This window comes from Streptomyces sp. NPDC037013, assembly GCF_055607265.1.
This window is the reverse complement of the sequence record NZ_JBVJRV010000005.1, coordinates 271,152-286,600: the sequence shown is the minus strand read 5'-3', so window position 1 is coordinate 286,600 and position 15,449 is coordinate 271,152. Positions and strand designations below refer to the sequence as shown.

Here is a 15,449-nt window from a genome sequence, read left to right as displayed (position 1 = left end):
GCGTCGTTAGCGTCGGACGATGGCTCAGAACACGCGGGACGCGTACCGCACGGTGCTGCACATGACGGGGGCGCTGCTGCCGGCCGTCTCGTTCTTCGGCAGGCTCCCCGTGGCCATGATCCAGTTCGGCAGCGTGCTGCTGGTGACCGAGACCAGCGGGTCGCTGGCGACGGGCGGGATCGTCGCCTGCGCCCTCGCGCTCGGCCAGGTGACGCTGGGGCCGTTCGTCGGACGCCTCGCCGACCGGCGGGGCCAGCGACCGGTCGTCCTTGCCTTCTCGCTCCTCAACGCCCTGGCGATCGCCGCGTACACCCTGGGCGCGCTCGCGGACCTGCCGACGCCCGTCCTCGTCGCCCTGGGCGCCCTCGCGGGCGCGACGGTCCCGGGCATCGGGCCGCTCGCCAGGGCCCGCGTCGTGCCGCTGGTCCGGGCCAGGGGCGGCGACGACCGGCTCGCGGGTACCGTGCTCTCCCTGGAGAGCACCATGGACGAGCTCTCCTTCGTGCTCGGCCCGGCCCTCGTCGGCCTCGCCGCCGTGGCGGGTCACCCGGCGTACGCCTTCGGGGCCGCCGCGCTCCTGGTCGCCGGCTGCGGCACGGCGTTCGCGCTGCACCCGACGGGCCGGACCCCCAGGGCGGCCGCCGAAGGGGGCACGCGCGCGCGTGGCCGGCGTCCGCGGCTGCCGCGCTCGGTGTACGTGGTGCGGGTCGGGCTGCTCTTCCTGGGCGTGCTGCTCGGCGCCTGCGGGGCCGGGATCACCGCGCTGACCCAGGAGGTGGGGAAGCCGGGGCAGGCAGGGCTGGTGTACGCGGCGATGGGGGTGATGAGCGCCGTGGTGGGCCTCTCCATGGCCGCGGTGCCCGAGCGCTTCGGACTGCTCGCCCGCTGGCGCGTGGCGACGGCGGCCGCGACGCTCCTGTCCCTGCCCCTGGTATGGACCGACAGCCTGACGGGCCTCTACGTAGTGGTCACTTTCTTCGGCGCGATCTACGCCCCGAACCTCATCACGGGGTTCGCCCTGACCGAGCGGGCCGTGCCGCCGCAGCGGCTTGCCGAGGGCATGACCTTCGCGGCGAGCGCCTTCGTCGGCGGCCAGGCGGTGACGCTCGCGGTGGCCGGGCGGCTCGCGGAGTCCCGGGGCGCGGGGGCGGCGTTCGCCCTCGGCAGCGCGGCCGCGGCGGTGGCGTTCGTGGTGGCGCTGATCGCCCGCCACGAAACACCCCGCCGACCGGCCCACGACGAGCCGCACGGCGCCACGGAGCACGCCGAGCCCACGGAGCACGCCGAGCCAACCGGGACCTCCGAGCCCGCCGCGACCCCCGCTCAGCCGCCCCGCGCCGCCGCCGTCACGCCGGACGCCGCAGCACCGTGAGGCTGCGGTCCGCCAGTGTGAGCCGGTCGCCGGCCCGCACCTTCGGCCCCGCGTCCGGCGGCACCCCGTCCTCCAGCGCCGTGTCGATCACGATCTGCCACTGCCTGCCGTGATTGACCGGCACCACGAACTCCGTCGGTTCCGGTGCCGCGTTGAACAGCAGCAGGAACGAGTCGTCACTGATCCGTTCTCCGCGCGGTCCGGGCTCGGAGATGGCGTTGCCGTTCATGAACACGCTCAGCGCCCGCGCGTGTGAGGCGTCCCAGTCGCTCTGCTCCATCTCCTCGCCCTCCGGTGTGAACCAGGCGATGTCGGACAGTTCGTCGCGCGTGCCCTGGACCGGGCGGCCGTGGAAGAAGCGGCGCCTGCGGAAGACCGGGTGGTCGCGCCGGAGCATCGCCATCGTGCGGGTGAAGGCGAGCAGGGAGTCCTCGCCGTCCGGCCAGCGCACCCACGCGACCTCGTTGTCCTGGCAGTACGCGTTGTTGTTGCCGCCCTGCGTGCGCGCGAACTCGTCGCCGTGGCTGAGCATCGGCACGCCCTGCGAGAGCATCAGGGTGGCGATGAAGTTCCGCATCTGCCGCGCGCGCAGGGCCAGGACGCCCGCGTCGTCCGTCTCGCCCTCCGCGCCGCAGTTCCAGGAGCGGTTGTGGCTCTCGCCGTCCCGGTTGTTCTCGCCGTTGGCCTCGTTGTGCTTGTCGTTGTACGAGACGAGGTCGTGCAGCGTGAACCCGTCGTGGCAGGTGGTGAAGTTGATCGACGCCAGGGGCCGCCGCCCGTCGTCCTGGTAGAGGTCGGAGGAGCCGGTGAGCCGGGAGGCGAACTCCGCGAGGGTGCGCGGCTCGCCCCGCCACAGATCGCGCACCGTGTCGCGGTACATGCCGTTCCACTCGGTCCACAGCGGCGGGAAGTTGCCCACCTGATAGCCGCCCTCGCCGACGTCCCAGGGCTCGGCGATCAGCTTCACCTGGCTGACCACCGGGTCCTGCTGCACCAGATCGAAGAAGGACGAGAGCCGGTCCACCTCGTGGAACTGCCGGGCGAGCGTGGCCGCGAGGTCGAAGCGGAAGCCGTCCACGCGCATCTCCGTGACCCAGTACCGCAGCGAGTCCATGATCATCTGGAGCACGTGGGGGGAGCGCATCAGGAGGGAGTTGCCGGTCCCCGTGGTGTCCATGTAGTAGCGGGGATCGTCCGTCAGGCGGTAGTACGAGGCGTTGTCCAGGCCCTTGTACGAGAGGGTCGGGCCCAGATGGTTGCCCTCGGCCGTGTGGTTGTAGACGACGTCGAGGATGACCTCGATGCCCGCCTCGTGCAGCGCCCTCACCGCCTGCTTGAACTCCAGGACCTGCTCGCCGCGGTCGCCCCAGGAGGCGTACGCGTTGTGCGGGGCGAAGAAGCCGATGGTGTTGTAGCCCCAGTAGTTGTTGAGGCCCATGTCCACCAGGCGGTGGTCGTTGACGAACTGGTGGACCGGCATCAGCTCCAGGGCCGTGACGCCCAGCTCGGTGAGGTGCTCGATGATCGCCGGGTGGCCGAGCGCCGCGTACGACCCGCGCAGCTCGTCCGGCAGCTCCGGGTGGAGCATCGTCAGGCCCTTCACATGGGCCTCGTAGATCACCGTCTCGTGGTACGGCGTGCGCGGCGGCCGGTCGTCGCCCCAGTCGAAGTACGGGTTGACCACGACCGACGTCATCATGTGCGGCGCCGAGTCCAGGTCGTTGCGCTTGTCGGGCTCATCGAAGTGATAGCCGTACACCTCCTCGCCCCAGTCGATGCGCCCGCTGACCGCGCGCGCGTACGGATCGAGCAGTAGCTTCGCGGAGTTGCAGCGGTGCCCCTGCTCCGGTGCGTAGGGACCGTGCACCCGGAAGCCGTAGCGCTGTCCCGGCATGATGCCGGGCAGATACGCGTGCCGCACGAACGCGTCGGACTCGCGCAGCTCGATGGCTGTCTCCGAGCCGTCGTCGTGCAGCAGACACAGCTCCACGCGCTCTGCGGTCTCGGAGAAGACCGCGAAATTCGTGCCGGCTCCGTCATACGTGGCACCTAAGGGATACGCCTGCCCAGGCCAGACCTGCATGTATACGACTCTTCCACTCACGCCCCCTCGAGACGGGGCCACTTTGGCCAGAGTCTGCCCGAAAGTGGGGCAACCACCCCGGAGTTGTGTCCGTCTAACCGTCTGACCACATGCTCGGCATGCCCCAAGGGGGGCGCCAGGGGAGTAGGGGGAGTAAGTGCGAGAGACAGTCAGACGCCACCTCGGGAAGATGGTGGCGGGCGCCGCGGTCGTGGCGACCGGCACCGCCGTGCTGGTGGGCGTCAACATGCCGAACTCGGGGGCGGGCGGTTCGGGGGACCGCCAGGCCAACGCGGCGGCCGCCGAACAGAACGCCATCGCCAAGGACGGCGTCGTGGAGGCCGCGCCCGAGGAGGGCGAGAAGGGCGTCGGCAGCGACCCGCTGACCGACGCCGAGATAGCACGGGCCGAGAAGGCATCCGTATCGGGCCAGATGCGCTCCAGCGCCCGGGACGTCGAGGGCGACCGCGGACCGCAGCTGCTGTCCACGAACCTCAGCGAGCCCGAGCCGTCGGACAGCGGGGCGGCACCGCCGCGCCGGGCCGAGGTCGTCTACTACGACTACAAGAAGGACGCGGTCATCACCAAGACCGTCGACCTGGCGAGCGGCAAGGTGGACGCCATCGTCACCACGCAGAACGTGCAGCCGCCGCCCAGCCAGGAGGAGCTCGCCGAGGGCGCCAGGCTGCTCATCGCCGACCCGCTCGGCAAGGGCCTGAAGAAGGACTTCCAACACGCCACGGGCAAGGCGCTGACCGGCCCCGGGCAGCTCCAGCTGAGCGGCATGGTCTTCCGCAAGGAGACCGTGAAGCGCGTGCCGTCCGACCTCACCGAATGCGGCAAGCACCGGTGTCTGCAGGTCGTCACCAAGGTCAAGAACGGCCCGTGGATCGACACCCGGTCCCTCGTCGTCGATCTGAGCACCCGCACCGTGGGCCGGCTCGGCTGACGCCGGGCGCCCGCGCACGACACCACACGCCACCTTCTCCTCGCACGAGGGAGTCCACTCAGCAATGCACGTCAACAGAGTCTCGCGCGCCCGCAAAAGGGTCACCATGGCCCTCGCGGTCCCCGCGCTCCTCGGCGGCGCCATGGCCGTCGCACCGTCCGCCTCCGCCGCCCCGCAGGCACCGCCCGCCGCCCCCGCCGCGGCGGCCGACTGCAGTGACGCCTACAAGATCGAGCAGACCGTCGACGGCGGCACGACCTGGCGCATGTGCTGGCACTACAACACGCTCTCCGGCCTGATCCTCGACAAGATCAGCTACCAGCCGAAGGGTGAGCCGAAGCCCATACCCGTGCTCACCAGCGCACGCCTCGCCCAGGTGCACGTGCCCTACGACGACGGCCAGGCGGAGTACGACGACGTCACCGGCACCGACTTCGGCCAGGCCCTGCAGAACCTCAACCCCGGCGAGTGCCCCGGCGGCACCATCAAGACCGTCAAGGTCCCCCACCGGGGCGACGTGAAGGGCCTGTGCGCCACCACGCGCGCGCGTGGCCACGCATACCGCCTGAACGACGACGCCTCGACCGGCGGCTCGGGCAAGGTCTTCTCCGCCCAGGGCAAGGACCTGCTCGTCTACACCGTCAACAAGGCGTCCTGGTACGAGTACATCACCGAGTGGCGGTTCTCCTCGGACGGCACCATCACCTCCAACGTCGGCGCGACCGGCAGCCTCTCGCCGTACGACTACGACGGCGGCGACAGCCGCGGCTGGCCCATCGGCAAGGGCGACCAGGCCAAGGCCGAAAGTCACTCCCACAACGTCTTCTGGCGGCTCAACTTCGGCCTGGACGGCTCCCCGAAGGCCAAGGTCGAGCAGTACGACTCCAAGGTCACCCCGCCCACCGGCGACGGCAGCCCCACCACCAAGACCACCCGCACCAAGGTCACCAAGGAGCTCACCGGCGACCACAAGGACATGCGCTGGTGGCGCGTGGTCAGCAATACCGGCAAGAACAAGGACGGCCACCCGCGGTCCTACGAGATCGTGCCCGGCCCCAGCAACAAGCACGCCGGGCGGGAATTCACCAAGCACGACGTGTACTTCACCCAGTACAAGGCGTGCGAGCAGTACGCGAGCAACAACCCCAGCTGCCCCAACGGCACGCCGACCAGCGTCGACAAGTGGGTGAACGGCCAGGCGATGGACCACCCCGTCACCTGGGTGCACATCGGCTTCCACCACATCGCGCGTGACGAGGACCAGCAGCCGATGCCGGTCCACTGGCAGGGCTTCTCGCTGGCCGCGCGCGACGTCACCGCTATGAGCCCGCTCACTCCGCAGGATCTCGCCGACCAGAACGGCCGTCCGCCGATGGGTGGTTGAGAATCCACCCCGTCCATCGGGCTGCACCGCCCGCCGCTCCCGGAGTACCCTTCCTTGATCGTTGACCGGGGGAGTGTTCGGGGGCGGAAGGCGGTGCGCGGGTGAGCTCGGGTGGTCGGGAGCTGCCCCCTGGTGACGAGCGTCACGAGGGGAGCTCCGCGGACGTGACCCCTGGAGCGGTGTCTCTGGCGCGGCCGATGGAGATGGGATCTCAGATCGGACCCGAACTGGACTGGGACGCCGACGCCTGGCGCGAGGTCCGTACGCGCGCACAGCGTGCCGGGCGGGCCTACATCTGGCTGAACCTGGTGGAGCAGCGGCTGCGCGCGGTCGTGGCCGCTGTTCTGCGTCCCGTCTACGAACCGGTCCACGCCGACGACTGGGTGGTCGCCGCCGCGGGACCCGCCGGCCAGGAGTGGGTCCAGCGGGCCGTGGCCGTCCGCGAGGTGAGCCGCCGCAAGGGCTATCTGCTCGACCCGGCCGACGACAACGTCCTCAGCTTCCTGACCCTGCCCCAGCTGCGCGAGCTGATGGTGCAGCACTGGCCGTGCTTCGAGCCGTACCTGGACGACCGGCGCGACGTCGAGCTTGCCCTGGACGAGCTGGAGGTCACCCGCAACGTCGTCTCCCGCAACCGCGCCCTCTCCCAGGCCGTCCTCGCCCAGGCCGAACGGGCCTCGGCCCGCCTCCTGGACATCCTCGGCGCGGGCACGGACACGCCGTCCGCGCGACGGCTGCCCGTCGACGCCGTGGAGGACCTCGTCGGCGACCGGTACGCGGACGTGGTGGCGGTGCACCCGGACCGGGTGCGGCTCCTGCGGCAGTTCCCCGCGGAGGACATCTTCGGCGGCGCCCGCCGCCTCGACGCGATCGGCATAGGCCTCAACCTCCTCGTGCAGAACTTTTCCGGACGCCGCCTGCTCCGGCTCGCGGAGTCCGGGTGCCGGGTGCGCCTGCTCTTCATCAATCCGGCGAGCAGCGCGGTCAAGCGCCGGGAGCGGGAACTGGGCATCAAAAAGGGCGAGTTGAGCCGTTCCGTCGAGATGAACATCCTGCACATGCGCCGGGTCAGGGCCCGCCTGCGCGACCCGGGCGCGTTCGAGATCCAGGTCTTCGACGAGACGCCGCGCTTCACCGCGTACCTGGTGGACGGGGACGGCGCGGACGGCGTCGCCGTCGTCCAGTCGTATCTGCGCGGGACCCGCGGGATGGAGGCGCCGGTACTGGTGCTGCGTGGCGGCAGCCGCGTGGTGAAGTCGGACGATCCGGGCGAGGGTGGTCTTTTCGCGACATACCGCGAGGAGTTCGAGCTGGCCTGGGCGGACTCGCGACCGGTGTCGTGACCGCACGCCGGGTACCGGTACCGGAGCAGGCCCGGTGACCTTTCGGCAGGGGTGAGACGGAACGCGCCACGTGGATTGTCAGTGGCGCGTGCGATCGTGGTGGTCATCGGGGGAAAGCACCACAAAGAAGGGGGCGGCCATGGGCTGGCACCGGGAGCTGCTGATCGGTTTCGACCTGGAGACCACGGGGACGGACCCGACCGAGGCACGCATCGTCACCGGCGCGGTGATAGAGGTGAAGGCCGGCGAGACGCTGGGCCACCGCACCTGGCTGGCGGACCCCGGCGTCCCGATCCCGGCCGAGGCGGTGGCCGTGCACGGCATCACCGACGAGCGCGTCGCGGCCGAGGGGAGGCCGGCCGCGGAGGTGGCGGAGGCGCTCGCGTCCGTCCTCGTCTCGTACTGGCAGGTGGGCGTCCCGGTCGTCGCGTACAACGCGGTCTTCGACCTGACCCTGCTCGCCGCGGAGCTGCGCAGGCACGGCCTGCCGTCCCTGCGCGACCGCCTGGGCGGCATGGACCCCGGCCCGGTGATCGACCCGTACACGATCGACCGCTCCGTGGACCGCTACCGCAGGGGCAAGCGGAATCTGGAGGCGGTCTGCACGGAGTACGGCGTGCTCCTGGAGAGCGCCCATGACGCCGCGGCCGACGCCCAGGCGGCGGCCCGCCTCGCCTGCGCGATAGCCGACCGCCACCCGAAGGTCGCCTCCCTCGGCCCGGCGGAACTGCACCTCAGCCAGATCGAGTGGTACGCGGCCTGGGCGGCGGACTTCCAGAACTTCCTGCGGAAGAAGGGGAACGAGGACGCGGTGGTGGACGGCGCCTGGCCGCTCCGGGGCTAGGCCGCTTCCGGGGGATCGGTCAGTACCTCTGCTTCATGTAGTAGAGGTAGGAGTAGGCCGTCACCGGGCGCGGAGGCCGCGTGGTGGCGGCGACGGCACTGGCGCCGGCCAACAGCGCTGCCGCGACGTCTCCCTGCACCGCGGTCCACGTGGCTCCCGCGAGGGAGAGGACGAGCGCCGCACCGGTGTGGCCGAATGCCCTTTTGAGAGATCCCCGCAGCTCGGCTGCCGTGTGGTCGATCTGCTCACTGCGATCACGCAACGCCGCCGCGAACTGGACGTCGGACATCTCCTCGGACGCCCTCACGAGATGTCGCAGTCCCGCCGCGTAGGCGCGGTAGTCCGCCCCGTGGCGGCTGCGGAAGTCCAGGATCTCATCGAGAGGAACCCTCGACAGGTCGACACCGACCTCACGCCAGTCGGCCTTGATCACACGGTGCATGGCCTGATTCCGGCGCCACGTCATCCGTGCGGGACGTTCGAGGTCCCGAAATGCCGGCCCCACGGAGTCCGGAAAGCTGCGCAGCCCCGTCATCACGGGCTGCAGCGTGATGTCCGCCGCCTGCATCTCCCGATGAAGGGCCCGGCAGTACGCCATGAGAATCATGAGGCGAACGTCCTCGTCGATCCGCCACAGGCCGTTGGCGGACTGGAATGTGCAACCTCGACGCCTCATCACCCGCATGAACCTCTCCGCCTCCAGGTTCGTCGACCAGTGGCGGGCCCAAGGCAGTGAAGCGACCGACGCTTCGACGACGCGACCGGGCGGAAGGCGGGGCCGGCTCTCCAACCAGTCGGTCAGCCCGCGGGCCAGCGTGGAGGAGGCCTCGGGACTCAGACTGGCGTCGGGGTCGAGGTTGACCAACAGCCCCTTGTCGTGCAGCGGCTGGGCCAGCCCCGGACTCCGGTCGAGCGTCTCGGCGGCGAGATCCGCCGGCAGGGAGAGCGCCACCCCGTCGAAGAACAGCAGGAGCGACTTGATGTAGCCCGCGTGATCGGCCGGCCAGATCCGGTCGGCCGCGTAGTAGAGGTAGTCCTTGGCACCCTCACGTTCGACCCCCATGAGGACGATGGTGCTCCGCGGGCACACATGTCCGTCCCCGGGTTGCGGCTTTCTCCGTAGGACTCACGCCCGGAACGCCAGGGGCTCCGCATGTTCCGTGCGTAGGCCGTCTCCCCCCCCAGACGACGGCACACGCATCGGCGCCCGTGCCGATCGGTGCTCCCCCGAGCGGACCGGACGCCGCGTATGACCCCGCGTACAACCCTCAGAAGGGATACCAGCGCACGGTCGGGTCGTCGTCTCGTAGCGACGCCACCCTTCTCCGGAACTCCGCGAGTGCCTTCGGGTTGGCCGGTGCGTGCTGCGCGACCCATGCGCAGCTGGCCGTCTCCCGGGCGCCACGCAGCACCTGACATCCCTCCCACTCCCGCACGTCCCAGCCGTACACCGAGACGAACCCGTCGTACGCCCGCGGGTCGAGCCCGTACCGGTCGCGGGAGAGGGCCATGACGACGAGGTCGTGCTCCCGCAGGTCGGCGGAGAAGGTCTCCAGGTCCACCAGGACCGGACCGTCCGGACCGACCAGGACGTTGCGGGGCAGCGCGTCCCCGTGGATCGGTCCCGGCGCGAGGTGCGGGGTCAGCGCGGCCGCGGCCGCCGCGAAGCCGTCCCTGCGCTCGCGCAGATAGTCGGCGTCGGCCGGATCGATCGCGTCACCCGCGAGCCTGAGCCACCGCTCCACGCCGCCGAGCAGTTCGCGGCGGGGGAGCTCGAACGAGGGGGCGTCCAGCCCGTGCACCAGACGGATCAGCGCGGCGAGGTCACGCGGCTCGGCGGGGCGCACGGCCTCCGGGAGCCGGTGCCAGAGCGTCACGGGGTGCCCGTCCACCAGGCGGGCGTCGGCCTCGGCGGGCCGCACGGCCGGCACGCCCGCCTTCTCCAGCCACCCGGCGACCGCCAGCTCCCGCCGCGCCCTCGCGAGGAGTTCGGGGGCGGCGCGGCCGACCTTGACGACCAGCTCGCCGACGGCGAACACCGCGTTCTCCCCGAGGGCGAGCAGCCGGGCACCCGCCACCGGAACCGCCAGCTCCGCCGCCCCCAGTACGTCCCGCGCCCGCGCCTCGTCCATCCGTGCCTCCGTGCCTTGGACCCAGTTCGCCGGACAGTCTCGCATTCACCCGGACCCCTGGGGCGTGCCGGGCGTGCCGGGCGGTGGCGCGGCGGGTGGCCGGGGCCGCTCGGGGGCCGTATTCGCGCTGGCCATGCGGTGTGCGCGGGTGCTTGACGTATACAGGTCGCATCAGCACGATGACGGGGGCCGCCCGGGCGGCCGCGCCCCGGCCGAGCCGCCCGAAGGAGCCGATTCCGTGACATTGGCGACCGCGCCGAAGCGGTCAGTGAGAGGTGCGCAGGGGCGCGGGTCCACGGATCTCGGCGCGTGGTTCCTCGTGCTGCCCGCGCTGATCCCGATCCTCGTCCTCAGTGTCGGCCCGCTCCTCTACGGCATCGCGCTGGCCTTCACCGACTCCCAGTCGGGCCGCACCGAGCCCACCCAGTGGATCGGTGCGCTCAACTTCCAGGACCTGCTGCACGACACGCTCTTCTGGGAGTCGTTCCGGATCGGCCTGCTGTGGGCGTTCGGCGTGACCGTGCCGCAGTTCCTGCTCGCCCTCGGCCTGGCGCTGCTGCTCAACCAGGACCTCCGCTTCCGCTGGCTGGCGCGGGCGCTGGCGATCATCCCGTGGGCCATGCCCGAGGTGGTCGTCGGCATCATGTGGCGGCTCGTCTACCACCCGGACGCCGGCGTCCTCAACGAGACGCTCGCCGACCTCGGCCTCGGGGACGGCAAGGACTGGCTGACCGGCACGGGCACCGCGCTCCTCGCCGTGATCGTCGTCGGGGTCTGGGCCGGCATGCCGCAGACCACCGTCGCGCTCCTCGCCGGGCTGCAGAACACCCCCAGGGAGCTGCACGAGGCCGCCGCGATGGACGGCGCGGGCGCCTGGCGCCGCTTCACCACCGTGACCTGGCCCGCCATCAAGCCCGTCGCCCTCGCCATCACGGCGCTCAACTTCATCTGGAACTTCAACTCCTTCGCCCTGGTCTACGTCCTCACCCAGGGCGGCCCCGGCGGCCGCACCCGCCTGCCCATGCTCTTCGCCTACGAAGAGGCCTTCCGTTACGGCCAGTTCGGCTATGCCGCCGCCATGGGCTGCGTCATGGTCGCGGTCATCTCGGTGATCCTCGCCTGCTACCTCGTCGGCCGGCTGAAGGGAGGCGACGAGGCATGACGCGTACGAAGAAGTCCACGCGCGCCGCACAGTACGCGGCGCTCGCCGCCTACCTCGTCTTCCTCGCCTTCCCGTTCCTCTGGCTGATCTCCACGGCCTTCAAGCCGGCCCGGGAACTGGGCAGCCTGCACCCCACCTGGATCCCCGAGAACCCGACCCTGGAGAACTTCCGGCAGGCCTTCGACGAGCAGCCGCTGCTGCGGGCCGCGGGCAACTCCCTGATCGCGGCGCTCAGCGCGGCCCTGATCGCGGTCGTCATCGCCACCCCCATGGCCTACGTCATGGCCAGGCACCGCAGCCGTCTGGCGAAGGCGGCGACGGGCTGGGTGGTGATCAGCCAGGCGTTCCCGTTCGTCCTCATCATCATCCCGCTCTTCCTGATCCTGAAAAACCTCCATCTGATCAACTCCCTGCCCGGCCTGATCGTCGTGTACGTGGTGTGGTCGCTGCCGTTCGCGCTGTGGATGCTCGTCGGGTACGTGCGCGCGGTCCCCGCCGAACTGGAGGAGGCCGCGGCGGTGGACGGCGCGAGCAGACTCCGCACCTTCGTCTCGGTCGTCGCCCCGCTGCTCGCGCCCGGCATCGTGGCCACGGCGATGTTCGCCTTCATCACCGCATGGAACGAGTTCTTCTTCGCGCTCGTCCTGCTCAAGACCCCGGAGAAGCAGACCTTGCCGGTCATCCTCAACCGCTTCATCGGCACGGAGGGCGTCGCCGACCTCGGGCCGCTCGCCGCGGCCGCGTTCCTCGCCACCATCCCCTCGCTGGTCATCTTCGCCGTCATCCAGAAACGGATCACGGGCGGCATGCTGGCCGGGGCGGTGAAGGCCTGATGCGTACGCGCCCCCGCCTCGTGACCGCCGCGGCCGCGGCCCTCGTCCTGCTGCTCGCCGGCTGCAGCGGCGACTCCGGCGGTGACGACGGCAGGATCACGCTCCAATTCCAGTCCCTGGCCTGGCAGAAGGAGTCCGTCGACGCCAACAAGGCGCTCGTCGACGAGTGGAACGCCACCCACCCCGACGTCAAGGTCGAGCTGATCCAGGGGAGTTGGGACAGCGTCCACGACCAGCTGCTGACCTCCTTCGAGGGCGGCGAGGCGCCGGACATCATCCACGACGCGACGGACGACCTCGCCGACTTCGCGTACGGCGGGTACCTCGCGGACATCGGCGAACTGCTGCCCGAGCGGCTGAAGTCCGACATCCCGCGGCGGAGCTGGCAGACCGCCACCTTCGACGACGGGATCTACGGCGTGCCGTTCCTCCAGGAACCGCGCGTCCTGATCGCCAACTCCAAGTGGCTGAAGAAGTCCGGCGTGCGCGTCCCGACACCCGCTAAGCCGTGGAGCTGGCAGGAGTTCCGGACCATCACCAAGAAGCTGGGCGACGGCACGGACGGAAAGTACGGCGTGGCCTGGCCGCTCAAGGAGCCGGTCTCCGCGACGCTCAACCTGTCGATGTCCACCGGCGGCCGGATGTTCCACCGCGGCGCGGACGGCAAGGTCGACGTCCGCTTCGACGCGGGGGACGAGGTCGTGCCGCGCACGGTCCACGACCAGGTCAACACCGACAGGAGCGCCTCGGGCAGCACCCTGGGCATGGGTGGCTCCGACACCCTGCCCGGCTTCTTCGGCGGCAAGTACGCGATGGTCCCGCTCGGCTTCTCCTACCGCCAGCAGATCGTCCAGCAGGCGCCCGAGGGCTTCGACTGGCAGGTGCTGCCCGCGCCGGCCGGGAAGGAGGGGCCCGCGCAGGGCGTCAGCCCGCAGACCCTGTCGGTCGCCGAGGACAGCCCGCACAAGAAGGAGGCGGTCGAGTTCATCGACTTCTTCCTGCGGCCGCGGAACATGGTGAAGCTGGCGCGCGGCGACTGGATGCTGCCGACCGGCGAGACGGCGCTGGAGGACCCGGCCCTGCGCACGGAGAAGAACGACTGGGCCGTGGGCACCGCCCTCGCCGCGCACCTGCGCCCGGCGCCCGCCCAGACCGTGCGGGGCTACCCCGAGTGGAAGGACAAGGTCGCAACCCCCGCGCTCCAGGAGTACTACAGCGGCGCGATCGGCCTGGACGAGCTGCGGAAACGGCTGGTGAAGGACGGCAACCTGGTCCTCGCCAGGTACCAGCGCTAGCCGCTCCCGGCAGCCGTACGCACGCCTCAGCCCCGGGTGCCGTTGCCCTGCCCCGCCCGTACGAGCCCCGACTCGTACGCCACGATCACCGCCTGCGCGCGGTCGCGCACACCGAGCTTGCCGAAGATGCCGGTGGCGTGGTTCTTCACGGTCTGGACGCCGATCCGCATCCGCTGCGCGATCTCGGTGTTGTCGAGCCCCGCGGCGATCAGACGCAGCACCTCGACCTCGCGCGGGGTGAGGCCGGAGAGGTCCTCGCCCGGCGGGTGCGCGGCGGGGGCCGGCGTCACGAACGTGGCGAGGAGCCGGGTGAGGAGGCGCGGTGCGACCACGGCCTCGCCCCGGTGCACGGTGCGCAGCGCGGCCACCAGCTCCTCGGGGGAGACGTCCTTGGGCAGGAAACCGGCCGCGCCCGCCCGCAGCGCGCCGACCACGTGCTCGTCCATGTCGAAGGTGCTGAGCGCGAGCACCCGGCAGCCGGGCAGTTCGGCGGCGAGCCGCCCGGTGGCCCCGACGCCGTCGAGGACCGGCATGCGGATGTCCATCAGGACCACGTCGGGGCGGAGTTCGCGGGCGGCCGCCACGGCCTGCTCGCCGTCGCCCACCTCGCCGACGACCTCGATGGCGGGGTCGGAGAGCAGGATCAGGGACAGGCCCCGGCGCACCAGCGGCTGGTCGTCGGCGATGAGCACGGTGATCCGGTCGGACCCGCCGCCGGCCCCTGGCTCGGTGGGAGTGGTCATCGGGTCCCTTCCTTGTCGTACGCGTCGGCGGGCAGCGGCACGCTCGCGGCCACCTCGAACCCGCCCTCCGCGCGGCTTCCGGCGCGCAGCGAGCCGTCGTGCAGGGCGATTCGTTCCCGCATCCCCAGCAGACCGTATCCGCCGCCCCGGGCGGACCCGCCAGACCCCCTGCCATCGCCTGCGCCGTCGTCGGCCACCTCCACGGTGACGCGGTCGGGGAGATAGGCGAGCCGCACCGTGGCGCGGGCCGGACCGGCGTGCTTGCGGGCGTTGGTCAACGCCTCCTGGACGATGCGGTAGAGGGTGAGGCCGACCGTCATCGGCAGCGGCCGCGGCCGGCCGGTGACGTGGAGTTCGGCGGGCAGGCCCGCGGCGGTCGTGTCGGCGACGAGCCGTTCGATGCCGTCGACTCCGGGCTGCGGCTGTGAGGGGGTCTCGTCGGGGGAGTCGGTGCTGCGCAGCACCCCGAGGAGCTGCCGCATCTCGCGCAGCGCCGTGCGGCCGGACTCCTCCAGGGTCACCAGGGCCTCGCGGGCGGTCTCCGGGTCGCGGTCCAGCGTCGACCTGGCCCCGCCGGACATCAGGTACATGGTGGTGATGTGGTGGGCGACGATGTCGTGGAGCTCACGCGCGATGCGGCGCCGCTCCTCGCCCACCGCGTGCTCGGCGAGGAGCCTGCGGTTGATGTCGAGCTGCCGCTTCCACTGGCGTACTCCGAGTCCCGCGCCGACGACGAGGGCGGGGGTGACCAGGACGTCGGCGGCGATGTTCGCGGCGGGCAGGTGGCCGAGAAGGTCCCGCACCAACTGGACGGGGAGCGTGGCCAGGACGGCGAGGGCCACGGCGCGTGGCCCGCTGTACCTGGCCACGGTGTAGAGGGCCACGGTGACGGCGCCGCCGTAGCTGTCCGCCATCGGGGTGCCCGGGTCGACGGCGAGCCCGAGATTGACGGCCGACTGCACGACGAGGACCGCGCCGAGCACCGGCAGCGGATGGTGGCGCCGATGGAGCAGCGGTGGCGCGGCGGCGACGACCAGCAGGACGCCGAGCACGGTGAAGCGCGAGCCCGGCGCTCCCTCCTCGCCGGGGGCGAGGTAGGCGAGGATGTCGAGCCCCGTGACGACGACGGCGAGCAGCGCGTCGCCCCACGTTGGCCGCGGCCCGCCCGTGGGCGGTACGGGCGGGAAGAAGTCGCGGCCCATCGGGGCGCCTCCAAGTCGAGCCGTTCTGTCGGGCCCTGGCGTCCCGATCTCCGTGCACCATTACATCCCGGTCCTCGCGCCCCCGGATCGGCGCGGGGGCGGTTCTC

At 71.4% G+C, this 15,449-nt stretch carries 13 protein-coding genes; 8 read left to right on the top strand and 5 right to left on the bottom strand.

All coding sequences use genetic code 11. The features are described 5' to 3' along the window. Nucleotides 1-19: 19 nt before the first annotated feature. Complete coding sequence (locus ACZ7DY_RS20340) at nucleotides 20-1,372, top strand: MFS transporter (protein ID WP_471137186.1); 1,353 nt, start codon at nucleotides 20-22, stop codon at nucleotides 1,370-1,372. Here ACZ7DY_RS20340 and glgX read toward each other — a convergent pair. Then, nucleotides 1,347-3,455: a glycogen debranching protein GlgX gene (gene glgX / locus ACZ7DY_RS20335; RefSeq protein WP_471137184.1), complete on the bottom strand. Its 2,109-nt coding sequence runs from the start codon at nucleotides 3,453-3,455 to the stop codon at nucleotides 1,347-1,349. The genes ACZ7DY_RS20340 and glgX overlap by 26 nt on opposite strands. A gap of 157 nt (nucleotides 3,456-3,612) precedes the next feature. Here glgX and ACZ7DY_RS20330 point away from each other — a divergent pair, with 157 nt between their 5' ends. The 4 genes from ACZ7DY_RS20330 to ACZ7DY_RS20315 all read left to right on the top strand — a co-directional run bounded on the left by ACZ7DY_RS20330 (nucleotide 3,613) and on the right by ACZ7DY_RS20315 (nucleotide 7,975). Then, on the top strand, nucleotides 3,613-4,404 hold the full coding sequence (locus tag ACZ7DY_RS20330; protein WP_471137182.1) for a Tat pathway signal sequence domain protein: 792 nt from the start codon (nucleotides 3,613-3,615) through the stop codon (nucleotides 4,402-4,404). 64 nt (nucleotides 4,405-4,468) lie between these two features. Further along, nucleotides 4,469-5,788, top strand: coding sequence for a copper amine oxidase (locus ACZ7DY_RS20325; protein ID WP_471137180.1), 1,320 nt, complete (start codon nucleotides 4,469-4,471; stop codon nucleotides 5,786-5,788). A gap of 101 nt (nucleotides 5,789-5,889) precedes the next feature. Continuing rightward, nucleotides 5,890-7,131 carry an SAV2148 family HEPN domain-containing protein gene (locus tag ACZ7DY_RS20320; protein ID WP_471137178.1) on the top strand — a complete coding sequence of 414 codons (1,242 nt, stop codon included), beginning with the start codon at nucleotides 5,890-5,892 and terminating at the stop codon, nucleotides 7,129-7,131. Between the two features lie 139 nt (nucleotides 7,132-7,270). Beyond that, nucleotides 7,271-7,975, top strand: a complete 705-nt coding sequence (locus tag ACZ7DY_RS20315; protein WP_471137176.1) for an exonuclease domain-containing protein — start codon at nucleotides 7,271-7,273, stop codon at nucleotides 7,973-7,975. Nucleotides 7,976-7,994: 19 nt separating this feature from the next. On the opposite strand, the gene ACZ7DY_RS20310 is transcribed toward ACZ7DY_RS20315, so the two are convergent. Further along, entirely contained in the window at nucleotides 7,995-9,038 is a 1,044-nt protein-coding gene (locus tag ACZ7DY_RS20310; RefSeq protein WP_471137174.1) for a hypothetical protein, read from the bottom strand. A 205-nt stretch (nucleotides 9,039-9,243) separates the two neighbouring features. Further along, complete coding sequence (locus ACZ7DY_RS20305; protein ID WP_471137172.1) at nucleotides 9,244-10,107, bottom strand: phosphotransferase enzyme family protein; 864 nt, start codon at nucleotides 10,105-10,107, stop codon at nucleotides 9,244-9,246. Nucleotides 10,108-10,345: 238 nt separating this feature from the next. On the opposite strand from ACZ7DY_RS20305, the gene ACZ7DY_RS20300 reads away from it, so the two are divergent. Genes ACZ7DY_RS20300 through ACZ7DY_RS20290 form a run of 3 tightly spaced genes read left to right on the top strand, consistent with a single transcriptional unit; the run spans nucleotide 10,346 to nucleotide 13,397 of the window. Further along, nucleotides 10,346-11,269 carry a carbohydrate ABC transporter permease gene (locus tag ACZ7DY_RS20300; protein WP_471137170.1) on the top strand — a complete coding sequence of 308 codons (924 nt, stop codon included), beginning with the start codon at nucleotides 10,346-10,348 and terminating at the stop codon, nucleotides 11,267-11,269. Next, nucleotides 11,266-12,102: a carbohydrate ABC transporter permease gene (locus tag ACZ7DY_RS20295; RefSeq protein WP_471137168.1), complete on the top strand. Its 837-nt coding sequence runs from the start codon at nucleotides 11,266-11,268 to the stop codon at nucleotides 12,100-12,102. The genes ACZ7DY_RS20300 and ACZ7DY_RS20295 overlap by 4 nt, the downstream gene beginning before the upstream one ends. Then, nucleotides 12,102-13,397, top strand: a complete 1,296-nt coding sequence (locus tag ACZ7DY_RS20290; RefSeq protein ID WP_471137166.1) for an ABC transporter substrate-binding protein — start codon at nucleotides 12,102-12,104, stop codon at nucleotides 13,395-13,397. Before ACZ7DY_RS20295 ends, ACZ7DY_RS20290 begins: the two co-directional genes overlap by 1 nt. A 26-nt stretch (nucleotides 13,398-13,423) precedes the next feature. On the opposite strand, the gene ACZ7DY_RS20285 is transcribed toward ACZ7DY_RS20290, so the two are convergent. Then, on the bottom strand, nucleotides 13,424-14,140 hold the full coding sequence (locus ACZ7DY_RS20285; RefSeq protein WP_471137164.1) for a response regulator: 717 nt from the start codon (nucleotides 14,138-14,140) through the stop codon (nucleotides 13,424-13,426). Beyond that, on the bottom strand, nucleotides 14,137-15,342 hold the full coding sequence (locus ACZ7DY_RS20280; protein ID WP_471137162.1) for a sensor histidine kinase: 1,206 nt from the start codon (nucleotides 15,340-15,342) through the stop codon (nucleotides 14,137-14,139). Before ACZ7DY_RS20280 ends, ACZ7DY_RS20285 begins: the two co-directional genes overlap by 4 nt. Nucleotides 15,343-15,449: the final 107 nt, after the last annotated feature.